This window comes from Inquilinus sp. 2KB_23, from assembly GCF_052115705.1.
GTDB classification, from domain to species: Bacteria; Pseudomonadota; Alphaproteobacteria; order DSM-16000; family Inquilinaceae; genus Inquilinus; species Inquilinus ginsengisoli_A.
Window position 1 is genome coordinate 13,637 of record NZ_JBFRHF010000038.1, and the last position, 15,974, is coordinate 29,610.

Genomic DNA, 15,974 nt, shown 5'->3' on the forward strand with positions numbered 1-15,974 from the left:
ACGGGAGCGCAGGTGTGCGGTTCCCTTGGCCGGTTTCCTTTGACAGGCGCGCGTCTGATTCCGGCGGAGGTTCACCGTTGGTCGCGACGGACCGGTAGAGACCGCTCGCCCCCAATGCCCAATGGAGGCTGACTATGATCTCATCCGCTGTCATCGCGCGCGTCTGGTCTCGATGCCGCGCGATCCGCCCGTCGGCGCGACGCGATCTTCCGCGGCTCGTCATCCTGGCCGTCGCTCTTATTGCCTCCGGCTGCTCCCCTCCGACCCGGTTGGCGGCGGTGCCCGAACGTCACGAGTTCAACGCGACCATCGGCTCGATGCAGGGCGTCCGCTACTATCCGCCGGATCACCTCGGCACGATCGAGGCCGACGCGCGGGCCTCGGTCGACCGTGAACGCGCCGTCCTTGCGGCCGCCGGCCACAAGGGCCCGCTGCCGCCAGCAAGCTATCTCGCCGTGTCGGGCGGTGGCGAGAATGGCGCATTCGGCGCCGGCCTTCTGGTCGGCTGGACCAAGACCGGAACGCGCCCGGAATTCAAGGTGGTAACCGGGGTCAGCACCGGGGCGCTGACCGCGCCCTTCGCCTTTCTCGGCCCGGCGTATGACGACAGGCTGGCCGGGATCTACACCTCGATCACCGCGGCCGAAGTGCTCGAATCGCGCGGCTTCCTCGCCGCGCTGACCGACGATGCCATGGCCGACACGGCCCCGCTGCGCCGAACGATCGCCAAATATGTGACCCCCGACCTGCTCGCCGCGATCGCCCGCGAACACGAAAAGGGCCGCATCCTGCTGATCGGAACCACGGACCTGGACGCGCAGCGCGGCGTGATCTGGAACATCGGCAAGATCGCGGCAAGCGGCGACCCTGGGGCGTTGGAGCTGGTCCGCAGCATCCTCGTCGCCTCCGCCGCCATCCCCGGGGCTTTCCCGCCGGTCATGATCGATGTCACGGCGGACGGGCAACCCTATCAAGAAATGCATGTCGACGGCGGCGCGACCGCTCAGGTCTTCATCTACCCGCCATCGCTGAAGATCGGAGAACTCGCCAAGAAGGCGGGCATTGTGCGCCGGCGCGACGTCTACGTCATCCGCAACGCCCGCCTCGATGCCGATTGGGCCGACGTCAGGCGCAGCACCCTGAGCATCGCGGGCCGCGCCATCTCCTCGCTGATCCAGACCCAGGGCGTCGGCGATCTCTACCGGATCTATACGGTCAGCCAGCGGGACGGGGTCGGCTTCCATCTCGCCTATATCCCGTCCAGCTTCGACGTGAAGCTCGAGACACCCTTCGACCAGACCTACATGCGGGCGCTGTTCGATCTCGGTCTCAAACTGGGGGCCCAGGGATATCCGTGGCAGACCCGGCCGCCGGGATACTGACGGCAGGCCCGCTTAGGCACGGGGTGGCGCAGCCACTGCGTGCGCCGGAAAGGCCACCGACACATCCGCATCCAGCGAGGTAGCCCGGACGATGACCGACGACAGAGCCTCCCCGGACACCCCGGGTCCCGTCGCGCCGCCGCCGACGCCAGCGCAAAGACCGCCGAAAAATCCCCTGCGGCGGACGGCGCTCATCGTCGTCGCGGTCACCATCGTGCTGTTCGCGCTGTCGGTCGTGATGGAGCGGCTGACGCCCTCATCCTCGCAGGCTGTCATTCAGGCCTATGTGGTACGGATGGCGTCCGAGGTCGCCGGCCGGGTGCTTGAGGTCGGCGTCACCGACAATGCCCGGGTGGCGGCCGGGCAGGTGCTGTTCCGCATCGATCCGCAACCCTACGAGATCGCCGTGTCCGAAGCGCAGGCGCGCCTCGAACGCATCGGCCAGACCATCGGCGCCTCGACCCAGGCGGTGGAATCCGCCCAGGCCAAGCTGGTGCAGGCGCAGGCCGATCGCGAGAATGTACGGGCGCAGGCGGAGCGCGCCAGGACCCTGGTCGAACGCGGCGTCTATGCCCGCTCCAGGCTCGACGAGGCCAATTCGGCCCTGGGCGTTTCGGAAGCGACGGTCACCGGCGCGGAAGCCGATCTCGCCAAGGCGCGCGAGGAGCTCGGACCGCAGGGCAATGACAATCCGCAGTTCAAGGAAGCCCTGGCCGCTCTCGAGCGTGCCCGCCTGAACCTGCTGCACACGACCGTCCTCGCCCCGTCCGACGGTGTCGTCACCAATCTCCAGCTCGGCGTGGGCCAGGTGGTCGGCACCGGCCAGGCGGCGCTGACCTTCATCGACGCCGGCACGATCTGGGTCGCGGCCGCCTACAAGGAGAACAGCCTGGAATACATGGCGCCCGGCGACGAGGCGGAGGTGGTGCTGGATTCCCTGCCCGGCACGGTCTTCGCCATGCGCGTCGAGAGCGTCGGCTGGGGCGTATCCCAGGGCAGCGTGGACCCCTCCACCGGCCTGCCGACCATCCGCAACCAGAGCGGCTGGGTGCGCGAGCCGCAACGCTTCCCGGTGCGGCTCGTCTTCAAGGACCCGCCGCCGCGCGGCATCCGCTACGGCTCGCAGGTCAATGTGGTGATCTATACCGGCGAGAATCCGGTGGTGAACACCGTCGGCCATGTCTGGATCCGGCTGATCTCGATGCTGACCTATGTCAGTTGAGGCCGCCCAGGCCCCGTCCTTCAGGCCCGTCCTGCGGGCGCGGCGGCAGGGCCTGCGGATCGCCGCCGCAGTGGCCGTCGGCTTCACCGTGGGGGTCGCGAAGGGTGAGATCCTGCCTTTCCTGGCGCCGATGTTCGCGGCGCAATTCCTCGTCGCCAGCCCGCGCCCGCTCGGGGCGAAGCAGGCAGTCGGCATGATCGTGCTGATCCTGGTCGCCGGCGAGGCCCTGGTCTGGCTGACCGGGCTCTTCGGCGACCGGCCGGCGGTGCTGCTCATCCTGCTCGGTCTGATCTATTTCGCCTGCTTCCTCCTGCAGGCACAGGGCAAGGGCGGGGCGGCGGCCTTCCTCATCATCGTCATCGCCGTGATGGTGCCGATGCTCGGCATCCTGCAGAAGGATCTGGGCGAGAGCATCGTCCTCATCCTGTTCAAGGGGGTGCTGGGGGGTGTCGTCCTCACCTGGCTCGCCCATGCGGTCTTTCCCGATCCCGGCGGCGATGCCCCTGCGCCCGCCGTCGCGTCCGGCGTCGACCGGGCGGTCCGCCGGGCCTTGGCCAACACCGCGATCCTGCTGGCCATGGTCGTCCTGTGCCTGGTCGACAGCCGCTTTTCCACCGCCATGGTCGTGCCGATCACCGTGGCCTCGCTGCTGATCCAGCTCGATCTGGCCGTCAGCGGCCGCGCCGCCTTCGGGCTGATGATCGTCAATCTCCTCGGCGGCATCGTCGCTTCGCTGGCCTTCGCCTTCGTCGAGCTGCGCCCGACCCTGCCCTTCCTTTTCCTGATAGTCCTCGTCGTCGGGCTGCTGTTCGGCGGCCGGGCGGCGGCGGATCCCAAGGCCGGCAAGGTCTATGCCGGCGCGCTCACCACCTTCCTGATCCTGTTCGGCCTGGGCGTCTCGCCGCTGCCCGCCAGCACGCCGGACAGCTTCGCCACCCGCATCGGCCTGGTGCTGTTCGCCATCGTCTGCACCTTTTGCCTGACAGCCCTGCTGTGGCCCGCACCCTCGACTCAACGAGAGAGGCCCAGATGACGAGGCATCCGGCCATGACGGCCGTGCCGATGATGCTCCACGCCGTCGCTCGCCTGCTCGCCGCGCTTGCCGTCGCGGGCCTGTTTGCCGGCACCTCGGCCGCGGCGGCCGAGGACGCGGCGCCGGCCCCGGCCGAAGTGACGCAGCCGGCGGTGCAGAGGTTCCTCGACCTTCTGGCAGACCCTGCCGTGCGAGACTGGCTTGCGCAGCAGAACATCGCCGGCAAGACCGCGACGACGCCCGGTCCGGCAGCTGCCGACGCCGTCGATGCCGCCGCCTCGCCCTCCCACGATCTCGCGACGCGGCTGGAAGCCATCCGTCACCACACGGCGGCGCTGGCCGCCGCCCTGCCGGCGCTGCCCGATGAATTCCGCCGGGCCGGCGCCACCCTCTACCTCGAGGTCGAGGAGCGCGGGCCGCTCAAGGTGCTGCTGCTCGCGCTCGGTTTCGCGGCCCTGGGCTTCGGCGCCGAATGGCTGTTCCGGCGGGCGACCGCCCGGGTGCGCGAGCGGATCGGCATGGCGCAGCCCGGCACGGTCGGCGAGCGCCTGCGCCTGATCGGCCTGCGGCTCGCCGACGGGCTTGGGCTGGTGGCGGTGTTCGCCCTGGGCAGCATCGGCGCCTTCCTGGCGCTCGAATGGCCGGTGCTGCTGCGGGAGATCGTGCTGGGCTATCTCGTGGCCTTCGTCGCCCTTCGCCTCGCGCTGGTCATCGGCCGCGTCCTGCTGGCGCCGGGCGGCCGGCGATCCGGCGACGAGGAGCGGTTCCGGATCGTGCCGATGGACAACGGCGCCGCCCGGTTCTGGCACCTCCGGCTCGGGTTGTTCGTCGGCTGGTTCGCCTTCGGCTCGGCCACGCTCGGGCTGTTGAGCACGCTCGGCTTCACCATGGATATGCGCCAGCTCGTCGCCTACGTGCTCGGCCTCGGCCTCCTGGCTCTCGGCATCGAGATCGCGTGGCGCCGGCCGCGCGCCGCGGTCGAGGAAGCTCCCGAGCTCGGCCGGCGCCGGCGCCGGCGCGTCGGTTCTGCGAGCGCCTGGCTGCTCTCGACCTATTTCCTGGCGCTGTGGCTGTTCTGGGTGGTCAGCGCCATCGGATTGTTCTGGCTGGGGGTCGTGGTCGTCGCTCTGCCCGTGCTGATCCGGGCGACGCAGCGTTCGGTGAACCACGTGCTCCGGCCGGCCGGCGAATCCGGCACCGGCGGGGCGCCGGGCGTGCTCGCCGTCGGCATCGAGCGCGTGGCGCGGGCGGCGCTGATCATCGGCGCGGCCGTGCTGCTCGCCCGCGGCTTCCGTGTCGACCTGGGTGCGCTCACGGTCGGCGACACCGTGCTCACCCGGCTGGTCCGGGGCGGAGTCAACGCGGTGATCATCCTCCTCCTCGCCGACGTCGCCTGGCACATCGCGCGGGCGCTGATCGACCGCGCCCTCGCATCGACGCAGGTCCCCGGCGGCCATGCCAACAGCGAAGAGGTGCGGCGGCAGGCGCGGCTCCGGACCCTGCTGCCGATCCTCCGCAACGTCCTGTTCATCATCCTTCTCGTCATGGCGGCGCTGATGGCGCTGTCGTCGCTCGGCGTCGAGATCGCACCATTGATCGCCGGCGCCGGCGTGGTCGGCGTCGCCATCGGCTTCGGCGCCCAGACGGTCGTCAAGGACATCATCAGCGGCATGTTCTTCCTGCTCGACGACGCCTTCCGCGTCGGCGAATACGTGCAGAGCGGCGCATACAAGGGCACCGTCGAATCCTTCAGCCTGCGCTCGGTCAAGCTGCGGCACCAACGCGGCCCGCTCTTCACCGTGCCGTTCGGCGAGCTGGGTGCGATCCAGAACATGAGTCGCGACTGGGTGATCGACAAGCTCAGCATCGGCGTCACCTACGACACGGATCTCGACCAGGTGAAGAAGCTGGTGAAGGAGATCGGCAAAGAGCTGGCGCAGGATCCCGAGCTGGCGCCGCACATCATCGACACGCTGAAGATGCAGGGCGTGGAGCAGTTCGGCGACTACGCGATCCAGATCCGTCTGAAACTCATGGCCAAGCCGGGCGAGCAGTTCGTCATCCGCCGGCGGGCCTTTGCACTGATCAAGAAGGCGTTCGACGCCAACGGCATCAAATTCGCGTTTCCGACCGTGCAGGTCGCCGGCGGCGAGCCCTCGGCCGCCGCCGTCGCGCAACAGGGGATGGCGCTCGTCAAGGCACCGCCGGCAGTGTGAAGGACGATGAGTTCCGCTCAGGCATCACCGGCCGGCAAGTCGGCCGAATGTCCGCATTGCGTCCGATTGCGAAGGTCCCACATGGCGCGGGCCGGCCGGGGCAGAGGACTTCCGCTCCCGACCGGCGAGATGCGTCGGGGCGGCGAGCCCCCCTCCAAACAACCTCACAGGTCGAGCTGTTCAGAAATGCCGAGGGCGTCGTCAACCTCGATGCCGAGGTATCGGACGGTACTCTCTAGCTTCCTATGCCCGAGCAGGAGCTGGACCGCTCTCAGACTGCCAGTCTTGCGGTAGATCTGGGCCGCCTTTGTACGACGCATCGAGTGTGTTCCGTAGGCTGGGCTGTCCGGCCGGCATCTGACACCCAGCCGTGGACGATGCGCGCGTACTGGCGTGTCGAAAGATGGGTTTGGCTCCTGGTGGGCTGGGGAACAGGAAGCCTGCATCTGAGCCGAGGCGCGCCAACCAAGCCAGTATCGACTTGCGAGTGCTGTCGGTCAGCTCGAATTGGACCGGCCGGGCAGTTTTCTGTTGAATGATGGTTGCTCGCTCGCGGGTGCGGCCACCGACCTGAACGTCTTCAACCTTCAAGCTGACCAGGTCGCTGGCCCCGAGCTTGCTGTCGATGGCGAGATTGAACAGGGTTAGATCTCGCTCGCGGCCATCGATTTCGAGCCGTGCGCGTATGGACCAGACGTCCTTCGGCCTCAGCGGCCGCTTCTGTCCAACTAGCCGGCCCTTGTTCCATGGGACTCGTCGACTCGTTGAGGAGTTTGGATCACTGGTGATCGGCATGGCCTATCACTCCAAGGCCTCCCTCCCGCGCCAACGCCCGCCGATGTGGGCGAGCCAATCCTACCACAGGCGACTACCGCGTCCGCTTCTGAGGCGTGGTCGCTATGTCTCCTATTGGCGCGGTCGAGCCAAGCAATGCTGGCAGGTAGGGACGGACGCCGACCTCTCGGCAGCGTCGCCGACGACGTTCAGCGGCACGGGGCGCCGAACCTCGGGAGGCGCCGTTGCAGCCTCGCCTGTCGCATCGCGGTGCGCCTCGAGGGCGGCGATGCCACCCGTGGAGACCTCCGGCATCGAGGCGTTCGCGGCCTGTTCGATTATCAATCCAGCGGCCGTCACTTGCCGATGTAGGCCGCCAGCTCGTCGGGCGTACCCATCGGAAATGCCTGTTTCAGATAGTCGAGAAAGGCAGATACCCGAGCGCTGAGCAGCCGCCTGGACGGGTAGAGAGCCCACAAGGCGATGTCGGGTCCCTCGACATCGCCCCAGTGCACCAGCGAGCCGTCGGCCAGATCATGGCTCACGAGCGACACGGGGAGGCGGCCGGCACCGACGCCCGCCCGCACGGCATCCCGGACCATGATGAGCGATGACAGGGCGAGGACCGGCTCGATCGCGATCATGGCCCGGCCAGCGGGCGTCTTCACAGTCCAGGCCACTCGATCGGCTGCCGAGCGGACGACGGCAGGAGCCGCGAGATCTCCGGCTGGCCGGTCGAGCCCGGGGCTTGCCACGACCACCAGCCGGTCGTGCAGGAAGGCCCGTCCAACCAGGCTGTCATCGGGATCCGGGTTGACCCGGATCACCAGATCGAATCCCTCCTCGATCAGGTCGACGGCACGGTCCTCGGTCGAGACCTCGAGCCTCACCTCCGGGTATGTCAGGGCGAACCCGGCGGCGATCTTGCCCATCGCGGTCTGGGAGAACAGCAACGGGGCGCTGATCCGCAACCGGCCTCGCGGCCTTTCACCGCCGGAGGCGATCGCCGCCGCCGTCTCTTCGAGCTCGGTCAGCAATGGACCCGCCCGCACGAACAGCGCGCGTCCTTCCTCAGTGAGCTTCAGCGCGCGCGAGCCGCGCTCGAACAGGCGCAGGCCGAGGGCGGCTTCCAGCTCGGCAACCCGCCGGGACAGGGTCGCCTTGGGACGCCCCGCAGCGCGTGCGGCTCGACCGAACCCGCGGTGGCGGGCGACGAGATTGAAATCAGCGAGAGCAAGCAGATCCATCGATGTTCCACTAATGAGACGGTGTGTCCAAATATAGCGTCTCCCGGCTCGGAAATGGATCGGTCATTTACAGGATGTCTTTCGCCCCAAACCGGAGTCATCCCCATGACCATCCTTGTTATCGGCGCCACCGGTCGTGTCGGCCGCCATGTCGTTAACCAGCTCGTCAAGCGCGGCGCCGCGGTGCGCGTGCTGACCCGCGATCCCGCGAAGGCCGGTTTCCCGGCCGGCGTGGAGGTCGCACAGGGCGACCTGCTCGATATCGACGCGCTGCGCTCCGCATTCGCCGGCGTCAGCACGCTGTTCCTGCTCAACGCGGTCACGGGCGACGAATTCACCCAGGCGCTCGTTACCCTGAACATCGCCCGCGAGTCGGGCGTCGATCGCGTCGTCTACCTGTCGGTGATCCACGCGGACCGCTTCGTGAACGTGCCGCACTTCGCGGTGAAATCCGGCGCTGAGCGGATGATCGAACAGATGGGCTTCAGCGCCACGATCCTGCGTCCGTCCTACTTCATCGACAACGAGCTGATGATCAAGGACGTCATCCTCAACCACGGCGTCTATCCGATGCCGATCGGCGGCAAGGGTGTCGCCATGGTCGACGCCCGCGACATCGCGGAGGTGGCGGCGATCGAGCTGATCCGCCGTGACCAGGCGCCGGGCAAGCTACCGATCGAAACCATCAACCTGGTCGGTCCTGACACGCTGACGGGCCCGGACGTGGCCGCGATCTGGTCGAAGATCCTGGGCCGCCCGGTCCTCTATGCCGGCGACGATCCCACCGGGTTCGAGCAGAACCTGGCGACCTTCATGCCGAAGTGGATGGCCTATGAGATGCGCCTGATGGCCGAGCGTTACGTCAGCGACGGCATGATCCCGGAGGCCGGCGACGTCGAGCGCCTGACCAGGATCTTAGGTCGGCCGCTGCACTCCTATCGCGATTTCGCGACCGAAATTGCCGCGGGGGCGTGAGCGCCGGGAAACCCAACCCCGATCACGAGGAGACCATCATGATCTCGCCGCCGGCGGCATCCCCGCATTCCCTATCCGCTGCGATCCCCCGGATCGAGCATGGGTGCCGCCGGTCACCAGGGACCGCGGCAGAGATCCTTCTGGCCGCACTCTGAGAATAAGTTGACGAGAGCGCCGGATTCTACCGGGCTGAAACAATGTCCGGTCTCGAGATGTCACTGCAGCGGCCGCTTGTGGCGCACCACAGCCGATTACGATTGGCCCAGCAGGTCGACCGCTCGCGCTGAGCGGTACAATCTACGTTTGGGCAGAGGCAGCGGAGCGGATCGCCGACTCCAACTCGTCCAGCGAGAAGGGCTTGGCGAGCTTCGGCAGATTGGCCGCAATCCCCATCGGCAACTCGGCATAGCCGGTAGCCAGGATCACCGGAAGCCCAGGCCATTCCGCCGCGATCCGCTCGGCCAGCTCGGCTCCGGTCATCCCCGGCATGGCATGGTCAGTGATTACGAGATCCGCAGCCTTGCGGCGGAGCGACTCAAGTGCCTGGGCCCCCGTGATCGCCCCGACGACGACATGGCCCAACTCCTCCAGCATCGCGATCGTGTTCATCAGCACCAAGCCGTCGTCGTCCACAGCCATGATGTGCAGTCCGGTTGGGCCAGCCAATGCCTTCGGAACCGAGGCTTCGTCCGCCGGCGGCGACAGATCGGCCTCGGCGGACGCCACGGGCAGCCACAGCTCGATCGTGGTGCCGGTCCCCTTCCGGCTGGCCAGCACCATCCGGCCATGCGACTGCTCCATCAGCCCATGCACCGTCGACAGGCCGAGCCCGGTTCCCTTGCCGATGCCCTTGGTGGTGAAGAACGGTTCCGTCGCCCGGGCGAGCGTCTCCGGGTCCATGCCCTGCCCGGTGTCGGTCACCGACAGGCAGACATAGCGGCCGGGAGCCGGTTCGTCGGCGGTCGCGGCCTTGGCGGCGATGGTGATCGATCCGCCCTCCGGCATAGCGTCCCGGGCATTGACCGCGATGTTCAGCAGGGCGGATTCCAACTGGTTGGGATCGGTCGACGCCTTCGGCAGTCCGAGCGGGAACCGGGTTTCGATGGTGATGGACGGCCCCAGCGAGCGCTGCAGCAGGTCGGCCATGCCGCGCACCAGGTCGGGAATGTCGACGGCCATGATCTTCAGCTCCTGGCGGCGGGCGAAGGCCAGCATCCGCTTGGTCAGAGTCGCGCCGCGCTGGGCCGCTTGGACGGCATTGTCGAGCAGCGACAGGGCGGCGCCCGTCTCCGGCGGCAGGCGCTTGCGCATCAGCGCAAGGCTGCCGAGGATGACCATCAGCAGGTTGTTGAAGTCATGGGCGATGCCGCCGGTCAACTGCCCGATCGCCTCCAGCTTCTGCGACTGGAACAGGGCCTCCCTGGCCTCCTCCAGCTGCTTCTGCGACTTCAGGCGCTCGGTGATGTCGCGGGTCACCTTGGCGAAGCCGGTCAGGGTTCCGGCATCATCACGGATCGCATCGATGACCACATGCGCCCAGAACCGAGTCCCATCCTTGCGGACCCGCCATCCTTCCCTCTCGAACCGCCCTTCCCGTGTTGCTGTTGCGAGGCCGATCGCCGGCAGGCCGGCGGCGCGGTCCTCATCCGTGTAGAAGCGGGAAAAGTGCTCGCCGATGATCTCCGATGGAGTGTAGCCCTTGATGCGCTCGGCCCCGGCGTTCCAACTGCTGATCCGGCCCCGGGGGTCCAGCATGTAGATGGCGTAGTCGGTCACGCTCTGGATCAGCAGCCGGAACTGCTCCTCGCCGCGCGCGCGCTCCGCCATCTCCTCGCGCAGCTGGGCGTTGCTGGCGTTCAGCTCCGCCGTCCGGGCGGCGACCTGGGCCTCGAGCTCCTGGGCCGTGCGCTCCCGGGCCTCGATGAAGCCGCGCACATCGTATTGCCGCTGTCGGCCGCGCAGCGCCGCCTGCAGCGTGCTGGACAGGCTGATCGGCTGCACCGGCCGCTCGACCAGGGTGACGTTGCGCAGGCGCTGGACGATGTCCAGGCGCCAAGCGGCGACCGCCTCCGGCTCGCGGTGGCTGGTGAGGAGGACGAAGGGCAGGTCGGACCAGGGCGGCTGGGCGTCCACCCATCGGAGCAGGCCGGTGATGTCCCGGCCCACGATGGCTTCCTCGGCGACGAAGGCCGCGCCGGCCCCGGCCTCCAGCTCCGCCAGCAGCTGGTCGAGATTGCTGCAGATCGCTGCGGTCAGGCCCTCCCGCGTCAGGATCTCCGCGGAGGCCGGGCCGTCCCGCCCGATGGGCGCGAACACCAGGACGCGCAGGCTGTGCGGATCAGGCTCCATTCTGTCCACTGGGCTGCAGCAGCGGCTCGGCGTTTCCGACATATTCCGGCGTCCCGGTCAGGACGCCCCGGAAGTCCGAGAGCGGCGGCCCGATATGGATGCCCGTGCTGGTGAGGCGAAACTCCCGGATCGTGTGCTCGTGGTTTCCGGTCCGCTTCTTGACGACCGAGAGAGCGCGGCGGACCTCCCCCATCGCCTCGAAGTACCGGACCATGATCACCGCGTCGCTGAGATAGCTGATGTCGATCGGCGTCTCCTGCGGCCCGACCATGCCGTGCTGTGCCAGCAGCAGCAGCGTCAGCACGCCCTGCTGGTTGAGATAGCTCAGCAGCTCGTGCATCTGCAACACGAGGAAGCGTTCGTCCGGCATCGCGTTGAGATAGCCGTTTAGGCTGTCGATGACGATCAGCCTGGCACCGTCGTGTTCGACGGCGTCGCGCACCAGCCTAGCGAACTCGCCGGGCGACAGCTCGGCCGGGTCGACCTGGCGGAACTGGATCCGCCCCGAGGCCAGGGCTTCGTCGAGCGGCAGGCCGAGCGCGCGGGCACGCGCCTCGACCGTGCCGCGCCCTTCGTCGAAGGCGAAGATCACCGCGTGTTCGCCGCGCTGTGCCGCGGCGATGGCGAAGGTGAGGGCCAGCGATGATTTGCCGACGCCGGCGGCGCCGATCAGCAGCGCGTTGGTGCCGCGGTCAAGCCCGCCGCCGAGCAGCGCGTCCAGATCGGCGTTCCCGCTGGGCGCCACGCTCGCGGGAAACTCCGCGTGGTGCTCGGACGCGACGAGCCGCGGGAAGACCCGCAGGCCGCCGGAGGTGATGGTGAAATCGTGATAGCCGCCCCGGAATTGAATGCCGCGCATCTTGACCACGCGCAGGCGACGCCGTTCGCTGCCGTAGTCGACCGCCAACTGCTCCAGCAGCACGACGCCGTGCGAGATCGAATGCAGCTGCAGGTCGTTCTGCGCCGATGTCAGGTCATCGAGCACGATCACGGTGCAGCGGCGCTTGGCGAAGAAGTGCTTCAGGGCCAGCACCTGGCGTCGATAACGCAGCGGGTTCTGCGCCAGCAGCCGCAGCTCGGACAGGCTGTCGATCACCACCCGGGTCGGATCGAACTGCTGCACGCGCTCGAAGATCAGGTTGATCGTCTCGCTCAGCTCCATCTCGGCCGGATGGAACACGGTGACCTGCTGCGCCGGGTCGAGGGTGGTCTCCGGGGGTACCAGCTCGAAGATGTCGATGCCTTTGAGTGACCAGCCATGACGCTGCGCCACCAGCGTGAGCTCGCGTTCCGTCTCGGACAGCGTCACGAACAGCACGCGCTCGCCGTTCCGGACTCCTTCGAGCAGGAACTGCAGCGCGATCGTCGTCTTCCCGGTGCCGGGCTGGCCTTCGTAGAGATAGAGCCGGTCGGGGTCGAGCCCCCCACAGAGAATGTCGTCCAGCCCCTTGCTGCCCGTGGACACCCGGGCGGTCTCCGGGTGGTCGTTCATCTCTGGCCCTCCGAACTGAGTAAACACATCCGACCGGATCAACACGACGAAGAGCCGATCGATCCTCACCGAAAGTGCGATACGGGAAACACTGCCTTTTGCGGCCCAACTGTCCGCAATGCGGCAGCGCCAGCTGCGTCTGTTTTTTGGGACGCCGTTATTCGTCACCCTCAACCGAAATGGGAGGGATCCTCCAATTCAGTCGATGTCCGTTGTTGGGGACTGGGCAGGACGGCTGGCAATGGCGCATCTCAGCCTGGTCGCGCCGGCAGGAATGGGCGGATATCGTTGAAAAAGTCCCGAACGACTACTTGGAGTGCAAAATCGAGCGAGTTTGCTGCAGATCCGGCCGCCATCTAGCATCTTTTTGTGCTCCGGCCGCCTACTTTTAGTCTCTTTGTTGCGCGCGGAAATGGCGCTCCGACTTTTTCAACAGAATCGGCGGATTCCGGACCTTCCTTCAGATCTCAGTGTCCATGCCCATGGCCATGCCGATGGTGTAGGTCGGGGTAGTGGGGGTGTCGATGCACGAGAGGCGTATGCCGGTGCCAGTGCGTGTGGGGTTCTCCAGGCGGCACGTCGGACCCGTGCTCGTGGTGATGGTGCTCGTCGTGCCGATGTCGGTGCTCGTGATCCATCGCCTCGTGGGTGTGCTCGTGGTCGTGCCGCTCGGACAGATGAAGCCAAAGCCCCAAAGCCATCAAGCAACCCGCGATCAACAGCTTTGCCGAGAGCGGCTCCCCCAACATTGTGACGGCCAGCACCGCGCCAACGAACGGCGCGAGCGAGAAGTAGGCTCCCGTCCGCGCGGCGCCAAGATGACGCAGGCCTAGAACGAAGAGCGTGAGGCTCACGCCGTACCCGAGGAAGCCGACGATCCCTGCAGCCAAGACGATGTCCGCCGCCGGAAGTTTCCCGCCACTGGTGAATGCCAGGATCAGATTGACCGCGCCCGCGACGAGCCCTTTGAGCATGGCGATCTGCACCGGGTCGGCCGACGACAACTTGCGCGTCAGGTTGTTGTCGATCCCCCAGCACAGGCAAGCGCCGGCGATCAGCAGCGCACTCCAGTCGAAGGACGCTCTCCCCTGCCAGGACAGCAGTGCGGCGCCGGCCAAGATCGCGACAGCACCGATCAGAAGTCGCCGATCCACATTCTCGTGGAACGCCAGCCAGGCGATGGTCATGGTGGCCAGGCCCTCAAGATTGAGCAACAGCGAGGCATTGGCCGCATCGGTGCGGGCGAGGCCGAACATCAGCAACAACGGTCCCCCGATGCCGCCCGCGAGGATCACTAGACCCAGCCAGGGAATATCCGAGCGACGGAGCGGAGCTTCGACCTCGGGAAGCCGCAAGACGGCCCGCGACAGGTGAATGGACGCCAAGCCAATCCCTGCCCCGAGGTAGAGAAGGCCGGCCATCATCCAGGGATCGACGGTTCCGAGGAGCAGCTTGGCAAAAGGAGTGCTGGCCCCGAACAAGATCGCGGACAGCAGGGCGAGTGAAATGCCGGTGCGACTCATGGCGCCAGCCTATCCCAACCGGGACAGCAAGTCCGCTTCGGGTTCGCATGCGGCCATTTCCGCTTTGGAGGCCTGATCGCGATGGCCGCATTTGGCACGTCCGAGCCAAGCCAGCTGGACGCTGCGGGACGGTGGACCGGCTGACAGATCTCAGTTTCATGGCAGGGTGGCGTGCATGTTCCCAGAGCGCCTTGAGACCGCCAGACTTCTGCTTCGACCGATCGCGCCGATCGATGCCGTGGCCATTTTTTCGATGGGTATGCTCAGGATCCAGAGGTGAACCGCTTTCTGACATGGAGGACCCATGCCACGATCGCAGAGACAGAGGCGCACATCGCTCGTTGCCAGCTCGAGATGCAATCGAAGAACTATGTGCTCGTCGGCAAGTGGGACGGTAAGGTCATCGGGTCCTTCGCGCTGTGGCGCCCCCCGCCCGGCACTGCGTCGGATACGGGTATGTCCTTGCTCGCCCGTTCTGGGGGATGGGACTGATGACTGAAGTGCTTTCGCATGCGGCGCAATGGGCATTGGACCAAGCCGACATCTGGCGGATCGGAGATGTCTGCAACTGCGAGAATATCGGCTCCGCAAGGGCGATGGAGAAGGCCGGTCTGGAGCGTGAAGGGCTGCTTCGGCGATGGATCGTGCACCCGAATGTCGGCAGCGAGCCGCGTGACTGCTTCGCCTACGTGAGGTCCAGGTAGAGCCGCTTGGCTCTGACGCAATAGGTCGCACTGGCTTGGCCGGGGCGTGTCCGCTTCGTAGAGCCGAGGGCGATGGCCGGATATGGCGCGCTCCTGCCGGACTCATCGTCTGCATGGGATGATCGGCGGCTCGGTGGAGCTCGGCGCCGCCGACGTCAAGAGGAGTAAGTCCGGCTCGAGTTTCTTGGGAGTTGCAGCGGGGGGCGAGTGCCACAAGGCCGCTACGGGAATATGCTCCTTTTTGTCGAGCCGACCGGATACATTTACCCAGGCGTTTTGAAGCCCTTCGAACACACACGGTCGAACGCCTCCATGTTGGGCGGGGCTCGTGATCTCACACCCTTCATCCTGCGGAGGTACCATGGTCGACGTCCTTATGCCGCAACTCGGCGAAGACATCGATGAAGGAACAGTACAGCAGTGGCTGGTGCAGGTAGGTTCACTGGTTACGCGGGACCAGCCTCTCCTGGAGGTCGAAACAAGCAAGGCAACTAGCGAAATCCCGAGCCCATGCAACGGCCGTGTTGTTGAGATTGTTGCTCCAGTGGGTGCGACCATTCCGAATGAAGGCTTATTGGCTCGGATCGACGACTCCGCTGTGTAGACCGATTGCGGCAGCGCCCGGACCGAGAGCTTCGTCGGCCTGGACGATGTCCGGTTTCGGGATGCCACGGCAATGGCCGGAAATGGCGCACCTCGGCCGGCTCAGGTCGGCCGGGGAGGAGGGGAGAGCGCCACCGCGCGATTTCCTACTTCCCCGATTCCGGGTTGGCACGTAGGCGTTGGCCAAAGAGAGAAGCCGACAAACGAGCCCAAGCGGCATATCTTGGGCATGCGGCACATTTCAACGAACGACCTTCATCGGAGGTCTAAATGAATAAGATCGTAGTGTTGACCGCCGGACTATTCCTTTCTTCGTGCGGAACGCAAAGTCCGCGGAGTGTGGTGCCCCAGAGGAAATAAAGATTGGCAACGCTATGGATCAAACTTACGCGGTGATAGCGGGATATAGACAAGAGGCAGAGAATAAAAATCCAAATGAACGTGTAGGTTTGTA

The 15,974-nt window shown here is 66.6% G+C and carries 12 protein-coding genes; 7 read left to right on the plus strand and 5 right to left on the minus strand.

The genetic code is table 11. The features are described 5' to 3' along the window. Window positions 1–134 precede the first annotated feature (134 nt). From AB4112_RS33340 to AB4112_RS33355, 4 genes are all read left to right on the plus strand, one after another. Window positions 135–1,382 (plus strand): patatin-like phospholipase family protein, encoded by a 1,248-nt coding sequence (locus AB4112_RS33340; protein WP_441726316.1) that lies wholly within the window; start codon window positions 135–137, stop codon window positions 1,380–1,382. A 91-nt stretch (window positions 1,383–1,473) separates the two neighbouring features. Then, on the plus strand, window positions 1,474–2,604 hold the full coding sequence (locus AB4112_RS33345; protein ID WP_441726319.1) for an HlyD family secretion protein: 1,131 nt from the start codon (window positions 1,474–1,476) through the stop codon (window positions 2,602–2,604). Further along, the gene (locus AB4112_RS33350) at window positions 2,594–3,637 is read left to right on the plus strand and encodes a DUF2955 domain-containing protein (protein WP_441726322.1); all 1,044 of its coding nucleotides are present in this window, start codon (window positions 2,594–2,596) and stop codon (window positions 3,635–3,637) included. Before AB4112_RS33345 ends, AB4112_RS33350 begins: the two co-directional genes overlap by 11 nt. 14 nt (window positions 3,638–3,651) lie before the next feature. Then, complete coding sequence (locus tag AB4112_RS33355; protein WP_441726325.1) at window positions 3,652–5,853, plus strand: mechanosensitive ion channel domain-containing protein; 2,202 nt, start codon at window positions 3,652–3,654, stop codon at window positions 5,851–5,853. A 164-nt stretch (window positions 5,854–6,017) separates the two neighbouring features. On the opposite strand, the gene AB4112_RS33360 is transcribed toward AB4112_RS33355, so the two are convergent. Beyond that, the gene (locus AB4112_RS33360) at window positions 6,018–6,299 is read right to left on the minus strand and encodes a tyrosine-type recombinase/integrase (protein WP_441726327.1); all 282 of its coding nucleotides are present in this window, start codon (window positions 6,297–6,299) and stop codon (window positions 6,018–6,020) included. Window positions 6,300–6,983: 684 nt separating this feature from the next. Further along, window positions 6,984–7,874 (minus strand): LysR family transcriptional regulator, encoded by an 891-nt coding sequence (locus AB4112_RS33365; protein ID WP_441726330.1) that lies wholly within the window; start codon window positions 7,872–7,874, stop codon window positions 6,984–6,986. On the opposite strand from AB4112_RS33365, the gene AB4112_RS33370 reads away from it, so the two are divergent. Further along, window positions 7,830–8,849 (plus strand): SDR family oxidoreductase, encoded by a 1,020-nt coding sequence (locus AB4112_RS33370; RefSeq protein WP_441726333.1) that lies wholly within the window; start codon window positions 7,830–7,832, stop codon window positions 8,847–8,849. The genes AB4112_RS33365 and AB4112_RS33370 overlap by 45 nt on opposite strands. A gap of 297 nt (window positions 8,850–9,146) precedes the next feature. Here AB4112_RS33370 and AB4112_RS33375 read toward each other — a convergent pair whose 3' ends face one another. The 3 genes from AB4112_RS33375 to AB4112_RS33385 form a co-directional block, all read right to left on the minus strand. After that, window positions 9,147–11,198, minus strand: coding sequence for an ATP-binding protein (locus AB4112_RS33375; protein WP_441726336.1), 2,052 nt, complete (start codon window positions 11,196–11,198; stop codon window positions 9,147–9,149). Further along, window positions 11,188–12,690 carry an ATPase domain-containing protein gene (locus AB4112_RS33380; RefSeq protein WP_441726339.1) on the minus strand — a complete coding sequence of 501 codons (1,503 nt, stop codon included), beginning with the start codon at window positions 12,688–12,690 and terminating at the stop codon, window positions 11,188–11,190. Before AB4112_RS33380 ends, AB4112_RS33375 begins: the two co-directional genes overlap by 11 nt. A gap of 467 nt (window positions 12,691–13,157) precedes the next feature. Beyond that, a complete protein-coding gene (locus tag AB4112_RS33385; protein ID WP_441726342.1) occupies window positions 13,158–14,213 on the minus strand; it encodes a DMT family transporter in 1,056 nt (351 codons plus the stop codon). 419 nt (window positions 14,214–14,632) lie between these two features. Here AB4112_RS33385 and AB4112_RS33390 point away from each other — a divergent pair, with 419 nt between their 5' ends. Then, window positions 14,633–14,917: a GNAT family N-acetyltransferase gene (locus tag AB4112_RS33390; RefSeq protein ID WP_309792079.1), complete on the plus strand. Its 285-nt coding sequence runs from the start codon at window positions 14,633–14,635 to the stop codon at window positions 14,915–14,917. Window positions 14,918–15,278: 361 nt separating this feature from the next. Beyond that, on the plus strand, window positions 15,279–15,521 hold the full coding sequence (locus AB4112_RS33395; RefSeq protein ID WP_309792080.1) for a biotin/lipoyl-containing protein: 243 nt from the start codon (window positions 15,279–15,281) through the stop codon (window positions 15,519–15,521). Window positions 15,522–15,974 lie beyond the last annotated feature (453 nt).